The organism is Streptomyces sp. NPDC008001, from assembly GCF_042958085.1.
Lineage (GTDB): Bacteria > Actinomycetota > Actinomycetes > Streptomycetales > Streptomycetaceae > Streptomyces.
Genome location: NZ_JBIBIZ010000006.1, coordinates 419,803 through 442,436, shown reverse-complemented (window position 1 = coordinate 442,436; position 22,634 = coordinate 419,803). Strand labels below are relative to the sequence as shown.

Annotated in this window: 21 protein-coding genes and 1 tRNA gene; 11 read left to right on the top strand and 11 right to left on the bottom strand. The window is 72.0% G+C overall.

Going from position 1 to position 22,634, the window contains the following annotated elements; genetic code table 11:
• Positions 1-6: 6 nt before the first annotated feature.
• From ACFZCD_RS18630 to ACFZCD_RS18620, 3 genes are all read right to left on the bottom strand, one after another.
• Positions 7-732 carry an NDP-sugar synthase gene (locus ACFZCD_RS18630; RefSeq protein WP_391832041.1) on the bottom strand — a complete coding sequence of 242 codons (726 nt, stop codon included), beginning with the start codon at positions 730-732 and terminating at the stop codon, positions 7-9.
• 90 nt (positions 733-822) lie between these two features.
• Positions 823-1,230: a hypothetical protein gene (locus tag ACFZCD_RS18625; RefSeq protein WP_391832039.1), complete on the bottom strand. Its 408-nt coding sequence runs from the start codon at positions 1,228-1,230 to the stop codon at positions 823-825.
• 227 nt (positions 1,231-1,457) lie between these two features.
• Positions 1,458-2,591, bottom strand: coding sequence for an ABC transporter ATP-binding protein (locus tag ACFZCD_RS18620; protein WP_391832037.1), 1,134 nt, complete (start codon positions 2,589-2,591; stop codon positions 1,458-1,460).
• Between the two features lie 184 nt (positions 2,592-2,775).
• Here ACFZCD_RS18620 and ACFZCD_RS18615 point away from each other — a divergent pair.
• Positions 2,776-2,848 (top strand) — tRNA-Thr (locus ACFZCD_RS18615).
• Positions 2,849-2,931: 83 nt separating this feature from the next.
• Here the strand turns inward: ACFZCD_RS18615 and ACFZCD_RS18610 are convergent.
• Positions 2,932-5,106, bottom strand: coding sequence for an MMPL family transporter (locus tag ACFZCD_RS18610; RefSeq protein ID WP_391832035.1), 2,175 nt, complete (start codon positions 5,104-5,106; stop codon positions 2,932-2,934).
• 214 nt (positions 5,107-5,320) lie between these two features.
• On the opposite strand from ACFZCD_RS18610, the gene ACFZCD_RS18605 reads away from it, so the two are divergent.
• A complete protein-coding gene (locus ACFZCD_RS18605; RefSeq protein ID WP_391832033.1) occupies positions 5,321-6,466 on the top strand; it encodes an aminopeptidase P family protein in 1,146 nt (381 codons plus the stop codon).
• 69 nt (positions 6,467-6,535) lie between these two features.
• Entirely contained in the window at positions 6,536-7,024 is a 489-nt protein-coding gene (locus ACFZCD_RS18600; RefSeq protein WP_391832282.1) for a GNAT family N-acetyltransferase, read from the top strand.
• A gap of 49 nt (positions 7,025-7,073) precedes the next feature.
• On the opposite strand, the gene ACFZCD_RS18595 is transcribed toward ACFZCD_RS18600, so the two are convergent.
• Complete coding sequence (locus tag ACFZCD_RS18595; protein ID WP_391832031.1) at positions 7,074-8,741, bottom strand: DHA2 family efflux MFS transporter permease subunit; 1,668 nt, start codon at positions 8,739-8,741, stop codon at positions 7,074-7,076.
• Between the two features lie 194 nt (positions 8,742-8,935).
• Here ACFZCD_RS18595 and ACFZCD_RS18590 point away from each other — a divergent pair, with 194 nt between their 5' ends.
• The 7 genes from ACFZCD_RS18590 (at position 8,936) to ACFZCD_RS18560 (ending at position 15,452) form a co-directional block, all read left to right on the top strand.
• Complete coding sequence (locus ACFZCD_RS18590; protein ID WP_391832029.1) at positions 8,936-9,655, top strand: pentapeptide repeat-containing protein; 720 nt, start codon at positions 8,936-8,938, stop codon at positions 9,653-9,655.
• A 266-nt stretch (positions 9,656-9,921) separates the two neighbouring features.
• Entirely contained in the window at positions 9,922-10,815 is an 894-nt protein-coding gene (locus ACFZCD_RS18585; protein WP_391832027.1) for a diiron oxygenase, read from the top strand.
• A 57-nt stretch (positions 10,816-10,872) separates the two neighbouring features.
• A complete protein-coding gene (locus tag ACFZCD_RS18580; protein WP_391832025.1) occupies positions 10,873-11,772 on the top strand; it encodes a hypothetical protein in 900 nt (299 codons plus the stop codon).
• A complete protein-coding gene (locus ACFZCD_RS18575; RefSeq protein WP_391832023.1) occupies positions 11,769-12,776 on the top strand; it encodes an NAD(P)H-dependent flavin oxidoreductase in 1,008 nt (335 codons plus the stop codon). The genes ACFZCD_RS18580 and ACFZCD_RS18575 overlap by 4 nt, the downstream gene beginning before the upstream one ends.
• Positions 12,777-12,806: 30 nt before the next feature.
• Positions 12,807-13,838 carry a methyltransferase gene (locus ACFZCD_RS18570; protein WP_391832021.1) on the top strand — a complete coding sequence of 344 codons (1,032 nt, stop codon included), beginning with the start codon at positions 12,807-12,809 and terminating at the stop codon, positions 13,836-13,838.
• Positions 13,839-13,888: 50 nt separating this feature from the next.
• The gene (locus ACFZCD_RS18565) at positions 13,889-14,164 is read left to right on the top strand and encodes an acyl carrier protein (RefSeq protein ID WP_391832019.1); all 276 of its coding nucleotides are present in this window, start codon (positions 13,889-13,891) and stop codon (positions 14,162-14,164) included.
• Between the two features lie 64 nt (positions 14,165-14,228).
• Entirely contained in the window at positions 14,229-15,452 is a 1,224-nt protein-coding gene (locus ACFZCD_RS18560) for an MFS transporter (RefSeq protein ID WP_391832017.1), read from the top strand.
• A 46-nt stretch (positions 15,453-15,498) separates the two neighbouring features.
• Here the strand turns inward: ACFZCD_RS18560 and ACFZCD_RS18555 are convergent, their stop codons facing one another.
• The 6 genes from ACFZCD_RS18555 to ACFZCD_RS18530 all read right to left on the bottom strand — a co-directional run bounded on the left by ACFZCD_RS18555 (position 15,499) and on the right by ACFZCD_RS18530 (position 21,850).
• Positions 15,499-16,314 carry an ABC transporter ATP-binding protein gene (locus ACFZCD_RS18555; protein WP_391832015.1) on the bottom strand — a complete coding sequence of 272 codons (816 nt, stop codon included), beginning with the start codon at positions 16,312-16,314 and terminating at the stop codon, positions 15,499-15,501.
• Positions 16,315-16,345: 31 nt separating this feature from the next.
• Positions 16,346-17,131 carry an ABC transporter ATP-binding protein gene (locus tag ACFZCD_RS18550; protein ID WP_391832280.1) on the bottom strand — a complete coding sequence of 262 codons (786 nt, stop codon included), beginning with the start codon at positions 17,129-17,131 and terminating at the stop codon, positions 16,346-16,348.
• 166 nt (positions 17,132-17,297) lie between these two features.
• On the bottom strand, positions 17,298-17,795 hold the full coding sequence (locus tag ACFZCD_RS18545) for a hypothetical protein (RefSeq protein ID WP_391832013.1): 498 nt from the start codon (positions 17,793-17,795) through the stop codon (positions 17,298-17,300).
• Between the two features lie 139 nt (positions 17,796-17,934).
• Positions 17,935-19,554, bottom strand: a complete 1,620-nt coding sequence (locus ACFZCD_RS18540; RefSeq protein ID WP_391832011.1) for a M4 family metallopeptidase — start codon at positions 19,552-19,554, stop codon at positions 17,935-17,937.
• Between the two features lie 383 nt (positions 19,555-19,937).
• Positions 19,938-20,735, bottom strand: a complete 798-nt coding sequence (locus tag ACFZCD_RS18535; RefSeq protein WP_391832009.1) for a response regulator — start codon at positions 20,733-20,735, stop codon at positions 19,938-19,940.
• Positions 20,705-21,850, bottom strand: coding sequence for a sensor histidine kinase (locus ACFZCD_RS18530; RefSeq protein WP_391832278.1), 1,146 nt, complete (start codon positions 21,848-21,850; stop codon positions 20,705-20,707). The genes ACFZCD_RS18535 and ACFZCD_RS18530 overlap by 31 nt, the downstream gene beginning before the upstream one ends.
• Before the next feature lie 194 nt (positions 21,851-22,044).
• Here ACFZCD_RS18530 and ACFZCD_RS18525 point away from each other — a divergent pair, with 194 nt between their 5' ends.
• Positions 22,045-22,617 (top strand): heme-binding protein, encoded by a 573-nt coding sequence (locus tag ACFZCD_RS18525; protein WP_391832007.1) that lies wholly within the window; start codon positions 22,045-22,047, stop codon positions 22,615-22,617.
• The last annotated feature ends 17 nt before the right edge of the window (positions 22,618-22,634 follow it).

The window sequence follows — 22,634 nt, the reverse complement described above, 5'->3', positions numbered from 1 at the left end:
GCAGACCTACGTACCGGCGAGCTCCCGCGCCGCCTCCGTCAGGTCCTTGGCCGTGTCGATCGCCCGCCAGTACGCCCCGTGCGGCAGCGGATAGCCCGCGAGGCGCCGCTCGCGCGCCAGCCGGGGGAACGTCGTCCGCTCGTGATCGCCGTGCTCCGGCAGCAGATCGGTGAACGCCGCCGAGAACACGTACACCCCCGCATTGATCAGATACGGGGAGGGCGGGGACTCGATGAAGTCCAGCACGTGCCCGAACTCGTCGGTCTCGACGGCTCCCCACGGGATCCGGGGGCGGGCCAGGGCCAGGGTGGCCGCCGCGTCACGCTCGTGGTGGAAGGCGGCCATCTCGCGCAGCGAGAAGCGGGTCCAGATGTCGCCGTTGGTGGCGTACCAGGGCCGGTCGGGGTGCGGCAGCGAGGCCGCCGCGAACTTCAGGCCGCCGCCCCGGCCGAGCGGCTCCTTCTCGACGACAGTGGTCACCCGCAGCGGCAGGTCGGCCGACACGAGCCAGTCCTGCAGGACCTCCGCCAGATGGCCGCACGAGACCACGGCGTCGGTGACGCCCTCGGCGGCCAGCCAGGCCAGCTGATGGCCGATGATCGGGGTCCCCGTACCGGGGATCTCGACCATCGGCTTGGGACGGTCGTCGGTGTACGGGCGCAGCCGCGACCCCTGGCCGCCGGCCAGGATCACGGCTTGCGAGGGGTACGGATACGCGTGCGTGCCGGTCATGCCCCGCACGATATGCGGTGCCGTCCGCGGGCGGACCGGCGGCGACGCGAGGACCGCGCCCTCTGGCGGTGCTGACGGCGCCGGCGGCGGTCAGCGGGCCTGCACGCCGGAGGCGTACGAGGTGTCGCAGACGGGCCTGGCGAAGCTCTGGGCCTGCTTGGGCCCGTACTTCGCGACCGCCGCCCGTCCGAGGCTGCGCGCGATCTCGACGCAGTGCCGGGCCAGCGAGGGACGGCCGTTCGTGGCCTGCTGGAGGTGGGTGAGCGCGACGCCCGGGTTCTTCTCCTGCAGCTCCGTGAGCAGCTGGTCCCGCAGCACCTCCTTCGGGGAACGGGCCCGCGCCTGGGTGGAGGCGGTGTTGGACGAGGCGGTGAGCACCTGCGAATCGGCAGGCGCGGCCCACGGGACGCGGGTCACCGCGAGTGTTCCCGAGAGGACGAGAACGACGGGGAGTACGAAGGCAAGGGTTCTGCCGATGTGGCGGGCGGCCTGGTTCATGCCGCAGATGGTAGCGAGGGGTAATGACGCCGCGACATCTAGTCACCCGGTCGAGGGATGTGTCAGGGGGTGTGTCGAGTCGCCGAGTTGACGCACGGGACTCGAAAAGGCCCGTCTGCCGGGGAAAACGGCGACTGGTGCGTCTTCGCCCCGAAAAACACCCGCCCCCGGCCTTTTGGCGGCACGGGGGCGGGGGTTCGCGGGGCCGGCCGGGGCCGGCGGCCGGGTCAGTCGCTCAGGCGCTCGCCGGAGGAGGTGGAGAAGACGTGCAGCTCACCCGGGCGCGGCACGACGTGCAGGATGGAGCCCTTCTCGGGCACGTTGCGGCCGTTCACGCGGACCACGAGGTCCTTCCGCTCGCCGCCGACCTCGGCCGTGCCGTACACGTATCCGTCGGCGCCGAGCTCCTCCACGACGTTGACGGTGACGGCGAGGCCGGCCGGGGCGTCCTGGGACTCCTTGCCGAGCGTCTTCGCCGTCTCGCCGTTCTGTTCGACCACGTCGAAGTGCTCGGGACGGACACCCACCGTGACCGTGCGGTCACCCTTGCCCGTGCCCGCCAGCGCCTCCCGCGAGACCGGCACGACGCTGTTGCCGAACTTCACCCCGCCGTCGGTGACGGGCACCTCCACCAGGTTCATGGCCGGCGAGCCGATGAACCCGGCGACGAACAGGTTGGCCGGCCGGTCGTACATGTTCCGCGGTGTGTCCACCTGCTGCAGCAGGCCGTCCTTGAGGACCGCGACGCGGTCGCCCATGGTCATGGCCTCGACCTGGTCGTGGGTGACGTACACGGTGGTGATGCCCAGCCGGCGCTGCAGCCCGGCGATCTGCGTCCGCGTCTGCACGCGCAGCTTCGCGTCCAGGTTCGACAGCGGCTCGTCCATCAGGAAGACCTGGGGCTCCCGCACGATCGCCCGCCCCATCGCCACGCGCTGCCGCTGACCGCCCGAGAGCGCCTTCGGCTTGCGCCCCAGGTACTCGGTGAGGTCCAGGATCCTCGCCGCGTCCTCCACCTTCTGGCGGATCTCCGACTTCGGCACGCCCGCGATCTTCAGCGCGAATCCCATGTTGTCGGCGACGGTCATGTGCGGGTAGAGCGCGTAGTTCTGGAACACCATCGCGATGTCCCGGTCCTTCGGCGGCAGATGGGTGACGTCCCGGTCGCCGATCCGGATCGATCCGCCGTTGACGTCCTCCAGCCCCGCGAGCATCCGCAGCGAGGTGGACTTCCCGCAGCCGGACGGGCCGACCAGCACGAGGAACTCACCGTCCTCGATGGCGATGTCGAGCTGATCGACGGCGGGCTTGTCGGCCCCGGGATAGATCCGGGTCGCCTTGTCGTACGTGACCGTGGCCATGGTGATGCGGTCCCTTCACCGGCAGGAACGTGCCGGACGATCCGAGTAGAGGGAGTGTGGTCCAGTCCAATCGGACCGGGTTGGTGGTGACGGTACCCGGGAGGGGACCGCTTGTCAGCAGCCGACGGCGGGGAAAATTCATGGCCTGGGCATGGCCGGAGTTTGGTTAGACTGCAACGCACAGGCCGACTTAGCTCAGCTGGTAGAGCACCGCTCTTGTAAAGCGAAGGTCGTCGGTTCGAACCCGACAGTCGGCTCGGTGAACGAAACCGCAGGTCCCCCCGGGGCCTGCGGTTTCGTCGTTTCCGGTCGGATCAGGGGCCCGTCCGGGCCGGGGGCGTCAGCTCCGTACGCCCTCGTCCGCCGCCCGGTGGCGGCCCTGGGCCGGGGCCTGCCCGGTCTTGGCCAGGGGGTCCGGGCGGGGGGCGTCCTGGTGGCCCGGCCACCAGGCCTTGTGGCCCAGGAGGGACGTGACCGTCGGGACGAGGAGCATGGCCATCACGAAGGCCGTGAGCAGGATGCCGAAGGCGACGGCGAAGCCCATCTGCTGGAGCATCGAGTTCTCGGCCAGCAGGAGGACGCCGAAGGTGCCGGCGAGGATGATCGCGGCCGAGGCGATCGTGGGGGCCGAGCGGGCGACGGCGGTGCGGATCGCCTCGCGGGCGGGGACGCCGCGCCGGACCTCCTCCCGCAGCCGGGCGACCATGAGGATGTTGTAGTCGGTGCCGATGGCGACGACGAAGAGGTAGACGATGACCGGCAGCATGAACAGCAGGCCGTTCTTGTGCTGGAGGTCCTGGAAGAGCCAGACGGTCGAGCCGAGCGTGGCGCCGAAGCCGAGGGCCACGGAGATCATCAGGTAGAGCGGGGCGACGAGGCTGCGGAGCAGCAGGCCCAGGATGATCATGATGGCGAGACCGGCGACGGGGAAGACGACCTTGTAGTCGTGGCTGACGGCCTTCTCGACGTCGGCGAGGACGGCGGAGGTGCCGCCGACGTAGGCCTTGGTGCCGCCGGGCGCGGCCTTGTGGGCGCTGTCGCGGAGGGCGCCGCCGGCGAGGTCGATGGCCTTGTCCTCGGTGGGGCGGTACTTGAGGACGACGCTGTACTGGGCGACGGTGCCGTCGGGGCTGAGGACCGGGCCGGCGACGGTGCCGACGCCGTCGGTTCCGGCGAGGTCGTTCTTGTACGTGCCGAGGGCGGCCTTGTCGAGGGCGGTGCCGCCGCGGGACTCGACGTAGACCATGGCGGGGTCGGACTGGCCGGCGGAGAAGCCGCGCTGGAGGTCCTTCATGGCCTGGACGGATTCCAGCTTCTGGGGCAGCTGGCTGTCGGTGTCGAACTCCGCCTTGAAGCTGAGGGTGCCGATGGCCAGGACCGCGAGGACGGCGGCGGAGAGGGTGGCGATCAGGGCCGGGCGGCGGGCGACGAGCGTGCCGACGCCGTTGGAGACGCGGTTGCGGGGGCGCTTCTTCCAGGCCTTGGAGGGCCAGAAGGCCTTGGTGCCGAGCAGGGAGAAGACGGCGGGCACGAGGGTGAGGGCGGCGACGAGGGTCACGCCGACGGCGATGGCGAGGGAGGGGCCCATCGCCCGCATCATGCCCATGGTGGACAGGAGGAGGGCGAGGAAGGCGACGATGACGGCTCCGGCGGCGGAGGCGATGGTCTCGCCGACGCGGGCGACGGCGTTGGTGAGGGCCTCCTTGGGCTGCTGCCCGGCGCGCAGCTCTTCGCGGTAGCGGAAGAGGAGGAAGAGGATGTAGTCGGTGCCGACGCCGAAGAGGACGACGATGAGGATGGCGGTGATCGAGGTGTCGGCCTTGAGTCCGCCGAGGTGGGCGGCGGTGCCGATGAGTCCGAGGGCGACGGAGAAGACGATGCCGATGATGAGGACCGGCATGAGCGCTATCAGCGGGCTGCGGAAGATGATCAGCAGCAGGACGACGATGAGGCCCAGGGTCGCCGTCATGATCATGGAGTCGGTGTCGCCGGAGGATTCCTGGGCGTCGAGCTGGGTGGCCGCCTGACCGGTGAAGCCAGTGGTGAGGTGGGTGCCGCCGAGGAGGTCCTTGGCGTCGTTCCGGAGGTCCTTGACGGCCTTGGTGAGGGTGGTGTCGCCGGGGTTCTTCGTGGTGGCGATGACGCTGGCGAGGGCGACCTCGCCGTTCGGGGAGACGGCCTGCGGGTTCGTCTCGACCCGGGCGACGCCCTCGCGGTGCTTGTCGTTCAGCCCGCGGGTGACCTTGGCGACGTCGGCACGGTCGGCGCCGGTGAGCTTTCCGCCGTCGGTGCGCTGGAAGACGACGATGGCGGAGGGCTGTTCGGTCTTGGGGAAGGCCTTTTCCTGGAGCTTGCCCGCCTGCACGGATTCATAATGCGAAGGAAGGAATTCCGTTTCATCGGTCGTGGACTTCAGCCCGGGGGCCAGAAGGCTGAGGGCCACCGCGGCGAGGATCCAGCCGAGGATGGTGAGCCATGGTCGGTGGACGGCGAACCGCCCGACTCGTCGGAACATGCTTGGTGCTCCTAGCTAGGTGATTCCCGTGCGGGCGTGCAGGCATGGGCTGTCGGCATGAACACGCTAGGTGCGGGGGATTTGCCTCCACAATGGAATCGGGGGGAAATCGGTCCTGGGTCGGGGTGCGTCTCATCCGGCCGGATGAGGGAGCCTCACCCGTGAGGTAGAGAATCGCGTCGCCGGGCGCCTTCGTGCGGATTACGCTGCCCCCATGAGCGATGCCGCCGCCCCCGCCCCGACCCCGCCCGGTGGATCCGCGGGCGGGCCGGCCCATGCCGCCCGCCTGGAGCGCGCCGCCGTCGAGGCCGCCGACTCGGGCCTGGCCGGTCTGATCGTCACACCGGGCCCCGACTTGGAGTGGCTGACGGGCTACCGTCCGCCCGGCACCGAGCGGTTGACCGCCCTGCTGATCGTCCCGGGTGCCCGGCCGCGGCTGCTCGTCCCCGCCCTGGAGCGGCCCGACGCCGAACGCGCCCCGGCGGCCGGGCTCTTGTCGGTGACCGGCTGGAGCGACGGCCAGGACCCGTACGCGGCGCTGGCCCCGCTCCTGAATCCCCAGGGCCGCTACGGCGTCTCGGACAACGCCTGGGCGCTGCACCTGCTGGGTCTGCAACGGGCCTGCCCCGACACGGCGTACGGGGCGTTCACCGAGGTCATGCCGATGCTGCGGGCGGTGAAGGACGCCTACGAGGTGGAGCGGCTCGCGGCTGCGGGCGCGGCGGCGGACGCCGTGTACGAGACGGTCGTGGGGCTGCGGTTCGCGGGCCGGCGGGAGCGGGAGGTGGCGGCGGACCTGGCGCGGCTGCTGCGTGAACACGGGCACAGCCAGGTCGATTTCACGATCGTCGGATCGGGCCCGAACGGCGCCAATCCGCATCACGAGGCGGGCGACCGGGTCATCGAGCTGGGTGACATGGTCGTGATGGACTTCGGCGGCCTGAAGGACGGCTACGGCTCGGACACGACGCGCACGGTGCACGTGGGGGAGCCGACGGCCGAGGAGCGCAAGGTGCACGACGTGGTGCGCGAGGCGCAGCAGGCGGCGTTCGAGGCGGTGCGGCCGGGCGTGGCGTGCCAGGAGATCGACCGGGTGGCGCGGCAGGTCATCCGGGCCGCGGGCTTCGGGGAATACTTCATTCACCGTACGGGGCACGGAATCGGCGTCACGACGCACGAGCCTCCGTATCTGGTGGAGGGGGAGCATCTGCCGCTGGTGCCGGGGATGTGTTTCTCGATCGAGCCGGGGATTTATCTTCCGGGGCGTTTCGGCGTCCGGATCGAGGACATTGTGACGTGCACGGAGTCGGGGGGCCGGCGGCTGAACAATACGTCGCACGGGATGCGGGTGGTGGTCTAGCGGCTCCGCCGCCCATGCGAAAACCGCTGGATGCGCTCGGCCCCCATTCCGCATGCTGACCCCATGAAGATTGAGATCAGGGACGCCCGGGACACCGACTGGCCCGCCGTCTGGCCCCTCGTCCGCGACACGGCCGCCGCGGGCCTCACGTACACGTTTCCGCGGGACCTCGGCGAGGAGGCGGGCCGTGCGATGTGGATGCTGGAGGCTCCCGGCCGTACGGTCGTCGCCGTCGGCGACGGGGGCGCCGTGCTGGCCACCGCCAAGATGAATCCGAACCACATGGGGCCGGCCTCGCACATCGCGAGCGCGAGTTTCATGGTCTCCCCGGAGGCGGCCGGCCGCGGCATCGGCCGGGCTCTCGGCGAGCACGTCATCGCCTGGGCCCGGGAGGAGGGCTACCGCGCCATTCAGTTCAACGCCGTGGTGGAGACCAACACCCGTGCTGTTGCGCTGTGGAAGTCCCTCGGGTTCGAGATCATCGGCACGCTGCCCGAGGCGTACCGGCTTCCGGACGGGACGTACACCGGTCTGCACATCATGTATCTGCAGTTGTAGGGGTTCTTACCTGCAGCTGCGGGGGTTCTGCGGCCTCCCCCTCGCCGCTTCACCGAGGGCCTTCTCCCGGCCCGTACTCGCGCATGTGGTGCCGTTCCTCGGCTTCGACCGCTTCCCCGGCATCGGCGGCGTCTTCGGCTTCGGTGGCGCCCGCCCCGGTGGCGCCCGGCGGCCCGGCGTGCCGGGGCGGGCCGGCGGTGACCAGGAGGCCGCCGACGAGGCCGGCGAGGAGCATGATGCCCGCGCCCCAGCCGATCGCGACGTGAAAGCCGTGGACGACGCCGGTCTTGATGACGCCGGCCCGGACGGCGGGGGTGAGGGTGCCGCCGGACGCCGCGGCGGTGGCGGCGGCGGCCTTCAGGTGGGCGGCGACGTAGGCGGCGCCCGAGGAGGTGGCGATGGTGTTGAGGAGGGCGGTGCCGATGGAGCCGCCGATCTGCTGGGACGTGTTGACCGTGGCGGAAGTGACGCCGGAGTCGTGCGGGGCGACGCCGCTGGTGGCGGTGGCCATGACGGGCATGAAGATCAGGCCCATGCCGAGGCCGAGGAGGAGTTCGGCGGGCAGGACGTGGCTGACGTAGGCGGATTCCACCGGCAGGAACGTCAGCAGGAAGAGCCCGCTCGCCGCGAGGATCGTCCCGGGCACCATGAGGGCGCGCGGGGGCACGCGGGTCATCAGGCGGGCGGAGATCTGGGTGGACGAGGTGACGATGGCCGCGGTCATCGGGAGGAAGGCGAGGCCGGTCTTCAGCGGGGAGTAGCCGAGGACGACCTGCAGGTAGTAGGTCATGAACAGGAACATCCCGAACATGGCGACGAAGGCCAGCGCGATCACCAGGAAGGCTCCGGCGCGGTTGCGGTCGCGAATGATGTGCAGGGGGAGCAGGGGGCTCCGGGCCCGGCCCTGCCACCAGGCGAAGACGGCCAGCAGGGCCGCGCCGCCGGTCAGCAGCCCGAGGACGCGCGCGTCGCCCCAGCCGTGCGGCTGGGCCTCGCTGCAGCCGTAGACGATGGCGACGAGGCCGCTGCAGCCCAGGAGGACGCCGGGGATGTCCAGGCGGGGGCGTTCGCCGCGGCGGCGCCGGTCGTCGTGGAGGAAGACCCCGGCGCCGAGCAGGGCCACGAGGGCGATCGGCACGTTCACGTAGAGGCACCAGCGCCAGTCGAGGTACTCGGTGAGCAGGCCGCCCGCGATCAGCCCGATGGCGGCGCCGCCGCCGGCGATGGCGCCGTAGATGCCGAAGGCCTTCGCGCGTTCCTTCGCGTCCGTGAAGGTGGTGGTGAGGAGGGACAGCGCGGAGGGGGCCAGGAGGGCGCCGAGGGCGCCCTGCAGGGCGCGGGCCGTGAACAGCAGCCCGGAGGTGTGCGCGGCCCCGCCGAGGGCGGACGCGGCGGCGAAGCCGACGAGGCCGGTCATGAAGGTCCGCTTGCGGCCTGCCAGGTCGGCGATCTTGCCGCCGAGGAGGAGCAGCCCGCCGAAGGCGAGGGTGTAGGCGGTGATCACCCACTGCCGGTTGGCGTCCGACATGTGGAGCTCGCGCTGTGCGGACGGCAGGGCGATGTTCACGATGGTGGCGTCGAGGACGACCATCAGCTGGGCGATCGCGATGACCACCAGCCCCCACCAGCGGCGGGGGTCCGGTGCGGATGCGGAGGGGTCCGCGGCGGCTGCGGACGAGGCGGAGGGGGGTATGGGGCCCGTGTTCGTCGAACTCATGGGACCTGCTCTCGCGACCGTACGTGCAGAGATCCGCACTCCAGCGTAGGCCGCTCGGGTGAGGGACGCCTGTTGAGCAGGGATGTGCTTCGGCTTACGAAAGCGGACGGGCGGGGACCGGCCCGGGTGCCCCTCCTTCGGGTGCCTCTCCTTCGCGGAGGGCGTTGTCAGTGCCTTGTGTCACCGTGGGTGGCATGACTACTCACGGCTACGGTCGCGGTCACGGACAGGGCCATGGCCACGGCGGCAAGCAGGCGCGGAAGAAGAGCCCGGTGGCGAAGCTGCCGGAGGTGCGGCTGCCCGGGCTGCGGCCGCACGGCGGGGCGGAGCTGGAGCCCGAGGGCGACTACGACGGCCTCGCGTTCACGGACGCCGTCTTCGCGGGGCAGTCGGCCATAGGCGCCCGCTTCCTGGACTGCGGGCTGTACCGCTGCGCGCTGGACGAGACGGAGCTGGTGGCGGCCCGGTTCACGGACTGCGTGCTGGACGGGATCCGCGGCGTGGGCACCGACCTGTCGAAGGCGGGCATGAGGGACGTGGAGATCCTGGACGCCCGGCTCGGCGGGGCCCAGCTGCACGGCGCGGTGCTGGAGCGGGTCGTCTTGCGTGGCGGCAAGATCGACTATCTGAACCTGCGCGCGGCGAGCCTGAAGGACGTCACCTTCGAAGGCGTCGTCCTCTCCGAGACGGACTTCGGCGGCGCCCGGCTGGAGCGCGTCGTCTTCCGCGACTGCGCGCTGCGCCGTGCGGACTTCACGGAGGCCCGGATGACGGACGTGGATCTGCGAGCGGTGACGGAGCTCGACATCGCCCGCGGCATCGAGCACCTGTCGGGTGCGGTGGTCAGCCCGTCCCAGCTCCTGGACCTGGCCCCGGCGTTCGCGGCGCAGATAGGCGTACGGGTGGAGAGCTGACGCACGGCGGGGCGTCGCGTGACGGGGTGACATATGACGGGGGTGACGTCCGGTCGTTCTCTGCGAATGGCGCGAAACAGGTGTTGCTTCCATCAAGCGGAGGCTGGAATTCTGGCAGAACGCCGTGCTGCCGGGCGCCGAAGAACCGGCCTTTGCCGAGCGTGCCGACCCCCCACCGGACCATCACCGTCCCCGGACATCACCCATCGCCGGATGTGCCGAACACCCGGATGTGCCGAACACCCGGACATCACCGAGGAGATCCCGTGAGCGTGCTCACGCGAGCTCTGGACACTCCGGAGCTTCGCGAACTGCTGGACCGCCTGTCCGAAAAGGCCGCCGCCGACTACTACAACCCGTACCGCACCTTCGACTGGCCCGAATCCCTGCCCACCGACCAGTTGTGGATGCCGCCCGACCTGCTCTCCGTCCACGGCACGCCGGACGGGGCCGCCCTCTCCGAGGAGCAGCTGTACGCGCTGAGCCGGTGGGAGAGCATCAACTTCTACAGCCTCAACGTCCACGGAATCCGGGAGCTGCTGATCGAGGTCACCCGCCGTATTCACCGCCCCGGTTTCGGGCCCACGTCGGAGTTCTTCCACCACTTCATCGGTGAGGAGAACGAGCACATGTGGTTCTTCGCCCGCTTCTGCCTCCGCTACGGCGGGAAGATCTACCCGGACCGGAGCCTGGCGCTGGGGCAGGAGAGCGAAACCACGGCCGACCCCGCGGTGGCGGATTTCCTGGTCTTCGCGCGGATCCTCATCTTCGAGCAGATCGTCGACTACTACAACATGCGGATGGCCGCGGACGAGAGCCTCGCGCCGACCATTCGCGCGGTGAACCGCGTCCACCACCAGGACGAGTCCCGGCACATCGCCTGCGGCAGCAGGATCGTGGAGCTGCTGTGGCGCGCGCTGGAGGAGTCCGGCAAGACCGCCGAGCAGCTGGACGAACTGCGGGCGTACGTCAGGCGGTACACCACGACCAGCATCGAGAACTTCTACAACCCCGCCTGCTACCGGGACGCGAACATACCCGACGGCTTCGCGCTGCGTCAGCGGCTGCTCGCCGACCCCGCCCGGCAGGAGGCCCACCGGCGGGTCCTGAGCAGGACGAACTCCTTCCTGCGGCGCACCGGCATCCTCGCCGGCCACTGACCCGGACCCGCACCCGCACGGGAGCACGCCCCCGCATCACCTCTGGCCGAGGAGGACATGCCTGTGACCACGAAGGCCGGTGCGCCCTGGGTCGTCAAAGACGGCCTGGCCACCCTGGGGCACGAGGCGACCGCCTTGCTGCACACCCTCGACGCCGTCTTCGCCTCCTGGGGCGTACAAGAGGGCGCCGGCACCATGGACTTCCCGCCGCTGCTGGCGGCGGCCGACCTCAGCAGACTCGACTACTTCCGCAACTTCCCCCACCTGGTCTCCGTCGTGGGGCGCCTCGACTCCGGGCGCTGGGCCGGATACGCGGAGCAGGCCGAAGTGACGACGGTACGGGCGGGCGACCTCGCCGACACCGGGCATGTGCTGCCGTCCGCGGCCTGTTACGGCGCCTATCTGCATGTCGCCGGCGACGAGCTGACGGCGCCGCTGCGGGTCACCACGGTGGCGACCTGCCACCGGGCCGAGCAGGAGTACCACGGCCTGCGGCGGCTCGGCGCCTTCCGCATGCGCGAGGTGATCTGCATCGGGGGCGCCGAGGACGTCCGCGGCCACCTCGCCGCCTTCCGGCAGCGGATCCACGACTTCGCCGGCCGCCTCGGCCTCGGGCTCACCCGGGAACGGGCCTCCGACCCCTTCTTCCGCCGGCACGATGCGCGGCAGCTCTTCCAGGCCCTGGAGCCGGTCAAGGAGGAGTTCTCGTACGGCGACGGCACGGCCGTGGCCTCCACGAACTACCACCTCAACTTCTTCGGGGAGCGCTGCGGCATCACGTACGCGGGCAGGCCGGCGTTCACCGGCTGCGCCGCGTTCGGGCTGGAACGCTGGGTGCACGCGCTCGTGGACCTCCACGCGGGCGACCCGGGCCGGGCCCGGGAGGCGGTCGAGGAGGCGGCCGCCGCCATGGACGCCCCCGGCACCGCGGCCGCGGACGGCCGGGAGCGAGCGTGAGCGCGCGGCTCTGTGACGCCCTGGGCATCGACGTTCCGCTGCTGCAGGCGGGCATGGGTGGCGTCGCGGGCCCCGAACTGGCAGGAGCCGTGTCGGAAGCCGGAGCAGGAGGCTGCCTGGCGCTCTACAAGGAACGGCCCGAGCACATCCCGGAGCTGATCGAACGCGTACGGAAGCGCACCGGCCGGCCGTTCGGCATCAACATCATTCCGGAGGTCGTCGGCGACGCCCGCGCCGAGGAACAGCTCAGCGCCGCCCTCGGCGCCCTGCCGGACCACGCGTTCCTCACCTTCTTCGGCCTTCCCGGGCCGCGCTGCACGGAACTGCTGCGACGAGTGCGGCGCCCCGCAGGTCGTGGCGGAGGACGTACCGCAGGCCGCGCGGTGGTCGTCCAGGTCGGCAGCGCGGCCGACGCCGGGCGGGCGGCCGACCAGGGGGCCGACGTCGTCGTGCTGCAGAACAGGAGAGCCGGCGGCCACCTGCTCGGTGACCGGGAGGCCGGCGAACTGATCGCGGGTGTCCGCCACACCCACCCGCACCTCCCGCTCGTCACGGCGGGCGGCATCGGCGACGGGCGCGACCTCGCGGCGGCCGAGCGGCGGGGCGCCGACGGGGCCCTGTGCGGCACGCTGTTCGTGCCGGCCCAGGAGTCCGACGCGCACCCGGTGTTCAAGGAGCGGGTGCTGCGCGGCGGCTCCGCCGAGACCGTCGTCACCGGCCTCTACCGCGTCGGGTGGCCCGGCCGGCGCCACCGCGTCCTGCGCACCCCCGTCACCGACGCGGGCCCCGGCCTGCCGGAGGCCTTCATCTCCACCACGGAACACCACGGCCGCCGCTACCCCGTACCGCGCTACAGCGCCGCCACGCCCACGCGGCACTGCACCGGGCGGATCGAGGAGATGGCCATGTACTGCGGGGAGTCCGTGGACCGCGTGCACAGCGGTGCCACGGCGGCGGCGATCGTCACGGAATTCCGCCGCCGGTACGAACAGCACGAACGCTAAGGACCGCGAAGGACCGCGAAGGGAGCCCGGATGGATTTCGGTGCCGCTCACGTCACCCAGATGGCCCTGGGCGCCTGGCAGGCGCAGGTGCTCTACACCCTGTCCGAACTCGACGTCTTCGAACTCCTCAGTGAGAAACCGCTGTCCGCGCAGGACGTGGCCCGGCGCAGCGGCGCCCACCCGCTCGCCACCGAAGGCCTGCTGAACGCCGGCGTCGCCCTCAAGCTCCTCACCAAGGAGGGGGACGAGTACGCCGACACGGAGCTCGCCCGGCGGCTGCTGTGCGAGGGGTCCCCGGAGAGTCTGGCCCGCTGGGTGCGCGTCATGGGCCGCTGGTCCCGGCCCTGGAACGGGCTCACCGAGGTCGTCCGCACCGGCCGGCCGGCCGAGGGCCGCGACGCCCGGCTGTGGCAGGACCCGCGCTACATGGCCGACTTCGTGCTCGGCATGCACGAGTACGCCCGCAGGATCGCGGACGAGGTGGCGCAGCACGTCGACCTGCCCGCCGGGGCGCAGGTCACCGATGTCGGCGGCGGAGCGGGCACGTACGCCATCGCCCTGTGCCGCCGCCATCCGGACGCCACCGTGCGGATCCTGGAGCTGGCGAGCGTCCTGCCCCTCGCCGAGAGCACCGTCGCCGAGGCGGGGCTGGCCGACCGGATCAGTGTGACGCCCGGCGATTATCTGACCGATCCCTTCGGCACCGGCGTCTCCGCCGTCCTGCTGTCCAACATCCTGCACCAGGAGAGCCGCGAGGCGGGCGAGTCGATCGTCGGCCGCGCGCACCGGGCCCTGCGGCCGGGCGGCAAGCTCGTCGTGAACGGCTACTTCCTCGACGAGTCCCGCACCCGGCCGCAGTTCACCACGCTGCACAACCTGTCCGCGTTCACCCTGTGGGGCGGAGGGCGCAGTTACACCGTCGGCGAGGCCGCCCGGCTGCTGCGGGAAGCGGGCTTCACCGATCCCGTCGTCCACCAGGTGGCACAGGGGGCGTCGACGGTGCTCGTCGCGGAGAAGCAGACGGAGAAGCAGACGGAGAAGCTGCAGCAGAAGCATCAGTAGAAGAAGGATCCGAACGGCCAACACGCCGCCGATCGAGGGGAGTAGAGTGCATGGCACACCCAATGGACTCCGTCCGGGCGTGGCTCGCCGAGAAGAACCCCGGCGTGGGCGAGATCCCGCCCGACACCGATCTGATCGAGAACCGGCTGATCGACTCCCTCGGCTTCATGGAGTTCATCATGCTCCTCGAATCCGTGACCGGACGGGACCTCGCGGTGGAGACGATGGAGCTGAGCCAGTTCCGCACGCTCGCAGCGATCGAGAAGAACTTCCTGCCGGGCACGCCGGACGGGCAGGGCACACCGGACGTGCGCGGCGCGTCCTAGCCGCGCCGCGCCCGGCCCGTGCCCGTGCCCGACCCCGGACCTCCGGGTCCGCGAGGGAGCCGCCGTGTCCGCCCCCGCCCCTGCCCCCGCCGAAGAGGCGCACCAGCCCCAGCAGGCACCGGTCGTACGCCTGTGGCTGGCCGCCTTCTGCGGCTACCTCTCCCTGGGCGCGACCCTGCAGACCCTGCCGTCCTTCACCGAGGACCGGTTCCACGCCGCGACCTGGACGGTGGCCGCCGTGGTGGGTGTCGCCTCGCTCGCCGCCGCCGTCTGCCGGCCCTTCGCCGGGCGGGCCGTGGACGCCGGGCAGCCTCGCCGGACCGTCGTCCTGGGCGCCGTCTTCGGCGCGCTCGGCGGGCTCGGGCACCTGTGGGCGCCCGGCCTGGGCGTCCTGGTCCTGGCGCGGCTCCTGCTCGGGGCGGGGGAGGGGACCCTGTTCACCTCGGCGATCTCCTGGGTGATGCGCGGCAGCGCGGACGGCCGCCGGGCGCGGGTGGCCGGCTGGTTCGGGCTGTCCATGTGGGGCGGCCTCTCGGCCGGACCGGTCCTGGCCGGGCTGCTGCACGCCTGGCACGGCGACTCCGCCGTCTGGGCCGCCGTCACGCTCCTCCCGCTGGCCGGCATGGCCCTGGCGATCTCCACCCGCAACCCGCCGGCCCGCCCGCGCACCGCGCCCGCCCCCGGGTCGCTGCTCCCGCGCGGCTCCCGGCTCCCCGGCCTCGCCTATCTGCTCACCAGCTACGGGTACGGGGCGATCAGCACCGTCCTGCTCCTGTACCTCCGGCACGCGGGCATCGGCGGCGGCCAGGCCGCGCTCGCCGTCTTCGCCGCCGCCTTCCTGGTCACCCGGGCCGCCGGCAGCCCCGTGGTCGACCGGCTCGGCGGCGTGCCGGCCTTCGTCGCGGCCGCCGCCGTGGAGGCCTGCGGACTGCTGGTCCTGGCCTGCCGGCCCGACGCGGCCGGGGCCCTGCTCGGCACGGCGATCACCGGGGCCGGGGTCGCCCTGCTCTACCCGGCCATGATCGCCGTCATCGTCGACCGCTCCCCGCGCGGGCAGCAGGGCGCGGCAGTCGGCGTGATGATCTCCTTCTGGGACCTGGGGATCATGGTGTCCGGGTTCATCAGCGGCACGGTCGCGGAAGCGCTCGGCTACGGGTGGAGCTTCGTCCTGTCGGCGGGCCTGTCGGTGGCCGGGGCGGCGATCACGGTGTGCTTCCTGAGGGCGCGGCGGAGCGAGCAGGGGCAGGGCATCGCGGCGCGGAACGCGGAGCAGAGCGCGCGGCGCTGACGCGGGCCGGGAGGGCCCGGCTCTTGTGCCCGGCGGCGCCCGGTCGTCAGCCCCTGGCCGACGTGGCCACCCAGCGGTGCCCCTGGCGGGCCACCGTGATGGGGCGGCCGAAGCACCGCGTCAGCGTGGCGCTGTCGAGGACTTCCTCCACCGCACCGGCCGCCACGACGCCCCCGTCACGCAGCAGCAGCGCGTGATCCACGGCGGGCGGCAGCTCCTCCACGTGGTGGGTGACGGTCACCGTCGCCAGCTGCGGCTGCCGCTCCGCCAGCGCGTGCAGGGCCTCGACCAGGTCCTCCCGGGAGGGCAGGTCCAGCGCGTTGAACGGCTCGTCCAGCAGGAGCAGCGACGGCCGGGTCATCAGCGCGCGGGCGATCCGGATCCGGGCCTTCTCGCCCTCCGAGCACACCCCGACCTCGCGGTCCGCCAGCCCGGCGCAGCCCAGCTCCTCCAGCACCTCACCCGCACGCTTGCGGTCGGCGTCGCCGTACATCTTCCACAGGGGCTGTGCGGTGCCGGTCAGGCCGGTCAGGACGGCGGTGTGCGCGGTCAGCGACTCCGGGAGGCGGTGGCCGGACGCCACCGAGCCCACCACGGCCCGCAGCTCGCGCACGTCGACCCGCCCCACGCGACGGCCGAGCACGTCCACCGTGCCCTCCGTCGGGAAGCCGAGGCCACTGGCGAGCCGCAGGGCGGAGGTCTTCCCCGCGCCGTTCGGGCCGAGCACGGCCCAGTGCTCGCCCGCCCGTACGGTCCAGCTCACGTCGTGCAGCACGAGGTGCCCGGCGGGCGGCCTGCGCACGCTCACCCGGTCGAACCGCAGAACCGCTTCTCCGCCGGCCTCCGGCGCCGTGCCGCCCACTCGTCCTCCTCGCCGTTCGAAGCTCCGTGCCTCAGCCATGGGTACGGACCGTCCGCGCATGCCACCGCGCGCCGTTGCGGACCAGCTCGATCGGCCGTCCGAAGCACGCGGAGAGCGACGCGCTGCCGAGCGTCTCCGCCACCGGCCCCTGGGTCAGCGGACGGCCGTCCCTGAGCAGCAGCACGTGGCTCACGCTCGACGGCAACTCCTCCAGGTGGTGGCTCACGGTCACCGTGGCCAGGTCCGGCCGGGACCGGGCCAGGTCCTCCAGGGAGTCCACCAGGTCCTCGCGGGCGGGGAGGTCGAGGCCCGAGAACGGCTCGTCGAGCAGCAGCAGCCGCGGCGCGGGCAGCAGGGCCCGCGCGATCCGGATGCGGGCCTGCTCGCCCTGCGAGCACTCCCCGAAACGGCGCTGCTGCAGGGCGTCGCAGCCGAGCTCCTTCAGCAGCGCGGCCGCGCGCTCGCGCGTCGCGTCGTCGTAGCGGTCCCACAAGGGCTGGACCGTGCCCGTGGCGCCGGTCAGGACCACCGTGTGGGCGGTGCAGTGCGGCGGTACGCGCTGCGCCGGGCTGACGTGCCCGACGAAGGCGCGCAGCTCCCGGACGTCGACCGTGCCCAGCCGGTGGCCCAGCAGGTCCACCGTCCCGGTGGTCGGGAACATCACCGCGCCCGCGAGCCGCAGCAGCGTCGTCTTCCCCGCGCCGTTGGGCCCGAGCAGCGCCCAGTGCTCGCCGGCCCGTACGGTCCAGGACAGCGGGGCCAGGGGTTCGGCGCCGGTGGAGCGCCGGGAGACCGAGACGTCGCGGAGGCGGAGCACGGCCCCGGCGTCGGGCCTGGCTCCGGGCCCGGCCCCGGCCCCGGCCTCGTTGTCCCCGGTTCCGCCGCCGCTGCCCGTGGCCACAGGTTAACTCCCCTTCGGTGGAGGCCGGTTGCGGGGAGCGTCCCCGCACGTCACCTCTGCCGAGCCTAACCCCGGAGCGGGCTCACACGCGGGGGAAGCGGGCCTGCAGGTCCCAGATGACCGGATTGTCGGCGAGGCCCTCGTGCATGTCGCACAGGTCGGCGATGAGGTCGTGCAGGAAGTCGCGGGCCTCGCGGCGCAGGGCGCGGTGGTCGAAGGTGAGCGCGGGCTCGTCGGCCGGCATCCAGTCGGCGGAGACCTCCACCCAGCCGAAGCGCCGCTCGAAGAGCATGCAGTCGGTGGACTCGGTGAAGTCGAGCTCGGCGAACTGCGGGGTCGCCGAGCGGTTGCCCCGCGGGTCGCGGTCGATCTGCTCCAGGACGTCGCACAGCGCCCACGCGAAGTCGAGCACCGGCACCCATCCCCAGGCTGTGGACAGCTCGCGGTCCGCCTTGACGTCGGCGATGTAGACGTCCCCGCAGAACAGGTCGTGCCGCAGGGCCCGCACGTCGGCGGTGCGGTAGTCCGTCTGCGGAGGGTCGGGGAAGCGGCGCGAGAGCGAGTAGCCGAGGTCGATCACGCGTCGATGGTGTCACGGCGGCGGGGCGGACGCGTAAACGCGTGCGAGCGGGCCGGGTGAACGCGTACGAGTCCGGGGTGCCCCGCGTCGGCGGCGGGGCACCCCGGACTCATGTGCGGTTGATCGTTACTTCACACCGTTACTTCACGTTGATCGCGGTCCAGGCGGCGGCGACCGCCTTGTACTCCGCGCTGGAGGAGCCGTAGAGGTCCGCGGTGGCCTTCAGGGTGCCGGTGCGGGCCGCCTTGTAGTTGGTGGTGGAGGTGAAGTACGTGGTCAGGGCCTTGTACCAGATCTTGGTGGCCTTGTCCCGGCCGATCCCGGTGACCTTGGAACCGTCGGCGGTCGGGCTGTTGTACGTCACACCGTTGATCGTCTTCGTGCCGCTGCCCTCGGACAGCAGGTAGAAGAAGTGGTTGGCCGGGCCCGAGGAGTAGTGGACGTCCAGGCGGCCGAGCGAGGAGGACCAGGAGTCCTTGGACTTGCCGTCCTTGCTGGGCTTGTCCATGTAGCGCAGCGGCGAGCCGTCGCCGCGGATGTTGATCGCCTCGCCGATGAGGTAGTCGCCCTTGTCGGTCGAGTTGTTGGCGTAGAACTCGGCGGCGGTGCCGAAGATGTCCGAGGTGGCCTCGTTGAGGCCGCCGGACTCGCCGCTGTAGTTCAGGCCGGCCGTGGCGGAGGTGACGCCGTGGCTCATCTCGTGCGCGGCCACGTCGAGCGAGGTCAGCGGGTTCTTGTTGCCCTCACCGTCGCCGTAGGTCATGCAGAAGCACTCGTCGTCCCAGAAGGCGTTGACGTAGTTGTCGCCGTAGTGGACACGGGAGTACGCGGCGACGCCGTCGTTCTTGATGCCGGTGCGGCCGAGCACGTTCTTGTAGAAGTCCCAGGTCACGGCCGCGCCGTAGTGGGCGTCGACGGCCGCGGTCTGGGCGCCGCCGCCCCACGTGTCCGTGGAGTTGGTGAAGAGGGTGCCGGTGCCGTCCGTGCCCTGGTCCAGGTTGTACGTCTTGTGGCCGCCGCGCTCGCCGTCCGTGAGCTCGTAGCCGTCGTCGCCCTTGGTGGTGGAGAGCGGGACCGTGCCGCTGTACGTGCTGGTGCCCGAGCCGGTCTCGATGGCCTCGCGCTGGAAGAGCTTCTTGCCGGTGTTGGCGTCGGTGATCACGTGCAGCTTGCTGGGCGTGCCGTCCTTCTGGACGCCCGTGACCACGGTCTCGTAGGCGAGGACAGGCTTGCCCTCGGCGGCCCAGACGACCTTGCGCGGCGCGCGGTCGGCGCCGGCCTTGGCGGTCTTCTCGTCCGCGGCGGCGCTGAGCGCGCTCTTCTTCGCGGCGGCCGGGGCCTGCGCGGGGGTGGTGCTGGGCACGGATATCTCGGCGTCGGTCGCCTTGTCGACGCTGCGCTTGCCGCCCTTGGCCTCGTGCACGACGAGGTCGCCGCCGAGCACCGGCAGACCGTCGAACGTGCGCTCGTAGCGGGTGTGGACCGTGCCGTTCGCGTCCTTGACCACGTCACGGACGACGAGCTTCTCCTTGCCGCCGAGGCCGAGCTTCGCGGCGGTGGAGGGAGCCGCGGACTGCGCGTCCTTGATCGCGGCGACCCGCTGCCCTGCGGAGACGGCGAGGGGCGAAGCCTCGCTCGCCTTGTCCGGGGTGGCGCTCGCGGAGCCGGTCTGCACGGCCACGACGACCATGGCGGCGGAGGCGACGAGCGCGGCGGCGCGCAGGGTGTTCTTGCGGGAGGTGGAGGTGACGCTTCTCAACTCTGTCTCCTATGTGCGGGCCGTGAACTCACGTCCCTTTGAGGGGGGTTAGGGCAGCACGGGTGGCGGCCGCCCGGTGGTGCAGGAGTGGTGCATGAGTGGATTGAGACAGAGAGTGCCACTCCCTGACCGACATTGACAGGGGCGCAACAAGGATTTGATCTGCCGTTCTCCGAAACGCGGTTGATTGATTCCGCTATGCGGTGAACTGACCGGGGCTGGTCTGGACTTGAAATTCGGCGCATCTCAGTTCGAGAGCAGCGGTTGTATGCGATCCGATGGGATTGCATACAAGCGGAGCCGCGCAGACCGCATGGATCGCCGTCAGGCTAGGGCCGCCGGCATCAAGTTGACGTGAAGCCCGGGTGAGGAGTTGGGAAAGCTCAGGGCAACAGCCGCTGTTCCTTGGCCACTGCCACGGCGCCCGCACGTGTGTCGACACCCAACTTGTCGTAGATCCGCCCAAGGTGGGTCTTCACCGTCGCCTCGCTGATGAACAGGGCACGGGCGATCTCCCGGTTGCCGAGCCCGCGGGCGAGTTGCCCGAGGATGTCCCGCTCGCGGTCGGTGAGCGCGGGCCGCCCCGCGCCGCGCACCCGCGCCATGACGCGGCTCGCGACGGGCGGCGACAGCGTCGTACGGCCCTCGGCGGCCGCGCGGATGGCCGAGAACAGCTCCTCCGGGCGCTCGGCCTTCAGCAGGTACCCCGTGGCACCGGCGTCGATGGCGCGGGTGATGTCGGCGTCCGTGTCGTACGTGGTGAGGACGAGGACATACGGACCGCTGCGTTCCGCCGCGGCGGACGTACGGGCTCCGCCGGCGGTGTCGGACTGCGCTGCCGTACGGGGCGCCGCCGCCGTCCCGGCTGCCGCCGCACCGGCGACGATGCGGCGCGTCGCCTCGATCCCGTCCATGCCGCCCGGACCCAGCTGAAGGTCCATCAGGACGACGTCGGGCCGTAGCCGGGCGGCCAGCACGACCGCCTCCTCGCCGCTGCCCGCCTCCCCGGTGACCTCGATCCCCGGCGCACTGGCCAGCAGGGCCAGCAACCCGGCCCGTACGACGGCGTGATCGTCGCAGAGGAGGATGCGGATGGGGGCGGAGGCGGGGGCGGGAGTGGGGGCGGTGGGGTCCGTGGGACCGGGATCGTTCAATGGTGCTCCAGGTTCAGGGGAATGCATACGGATACGACGGTGCCTTCGCCCGGCGCCGACTCGACGGTCAGGGTGCCGCCGAGCTGCCGCACGCGCGCCTGCATCGCGGGCAGCCCGTGGCCGCGCCCGGGAGCCGCCCCGGGCGGCGCGCCCGGAGCGAAGCCGCGCCCGTCGTCGGCGATGTCGAGAACGACCTGGTCACCGAGGTAGCTCAGGGTGAGGGCGGCCGTTCCGGCGCCGGCGTGCTCGCGGACGTTCGCCAGGGCGCCCTGCGCGATGCGGAGCAGCGCGGCCCGCACCCCGTCCGGGAGCGGGACCGGGGTGCCGTCGAGGTGGAAGAGCACCGGGGTGCCCGTCCCCTCGGCGCCCTCGGCCGTCTCCGAGGCGGCCAGCGCCCGCAACGCGTCCTCCAGCCGCGCGCCCCCGTCGAACTGGGGCGGCGCCAGGTCGTTGACGAACCGGCGCGTTTCGGCCAGGCCGCGCGCGGCGATCTCGGCGGCGGTGCGGGTGTGGCGGCGGGCGGCCTCCGGGTCGGCGTCCCAGGTGCGGTCCGCGGCCTGCAGCAGCATCCGCTGGCTGGACAGGCCCTGGGCGAGCGTGTCGTGGATCTCCATCGACAGCCGCTGCCGCTCGGCCAGCGCCCCCTCACGCCGCTCGGTCGCCGCCAGCTCCCGGCGCGTACGGACCAGGTCGTCGATCAGGGCGCGCTGCCGCTCCGTCTGGCGCTGCGTGTGGAGGAAGACGGCGGTGGCGATCGCGGCCACGGCGGGCGGCGCGAGCACGAGGGTCGGGTCGAAGCCGTGGGAGAGCCGGAGCTGGGCCACGACGACCAGAGCGGTGAGGAAGCCGACCAGGAGGACGGCCGCGCGGGCGGGCAGCGTGCGCAGCCCCGTGTAGAGCAGGGGCACCGAGCACCACGCGAAGCTCGGCGCGAGCACGACGAGGACGACCCAGGTCGCGACGACGGCCGCGAGCCAGAACAGCTGCCGGCGGGGCTGCGCGGCGAAGACCGGGCTCAGGACGTAGAGCAGGGCCAGCAGCACGCCGAGGACGACGATCCAGGGGGTGCGGGGATCGCCGGGGTGCCGGATGAGGAAACGGGCGAAGGACGCGCCGAGCAGCAGGAAGAAGGCGGCGTGCATGACGAGGGCGAGGCGCCGGGCGCCGGGGTCGTCATCGTCGGTAGGGGTCACCCCCTGTTCCTAACCGGTGCGGAGGGCCGTCGCATCAGCCGATCGGTTGACCCGGCGGGCAGCCGGGACGCCGATGCCCGCGGCGCGGGCGGCACGAAGGATGGAGAGCGCAAGACAACCACTGGCCTGTTGAGGAGCCGAAAATGAAGTCTGCGCTCGGAAAGCTCTCCGCCCGGAACCGTGTACTCGTGGGTGCGGCAGGGGCCGCCGTCGTCGCGGCCGGTACGTTCGGGGCGGTCACGGCGACGGCCTCGTCGGCGACCGCCTCGCCCGCGGCGGAGCGGCAGGCTCCCGTCTCCGTGGCCGGCAGCGGCGTGACCGAGTCGGCGCACCTGTCCGTGGACGCGGCCGCGCGCGCCGCCCAGGCCGCACTGGCCGCCGCGAAGAAGGACGGCCAGAAGGTCTCCGTCGCGGTGATCGACCGCAACGGCAACACGCTGGTGACGCTGCGCGGCGACGGCGCGGGCCCGCAGTCGTACGAGTCGGCCGTACGGAAGGGCTTCACGGCCGTCTCCTGGAACGCCCCCACCTCGGAGCTCATCAAGCGTCTCCAGAGCACCCCGAACCTCAAGGACATCCCCGGCACGCTCTTCCTCCCCGGCGGAACGCCGGTCCAGGTCAAGGGCGCGCCCGTGGCCGGCATCGGCGTCGCCGGAGCGCCCAGCGGCGACCTGGACGAGAAGTTCGCCAAGGCGGGCGCGGCGGCGCTGGGCTAGCCTGCGGGGGCGTCACC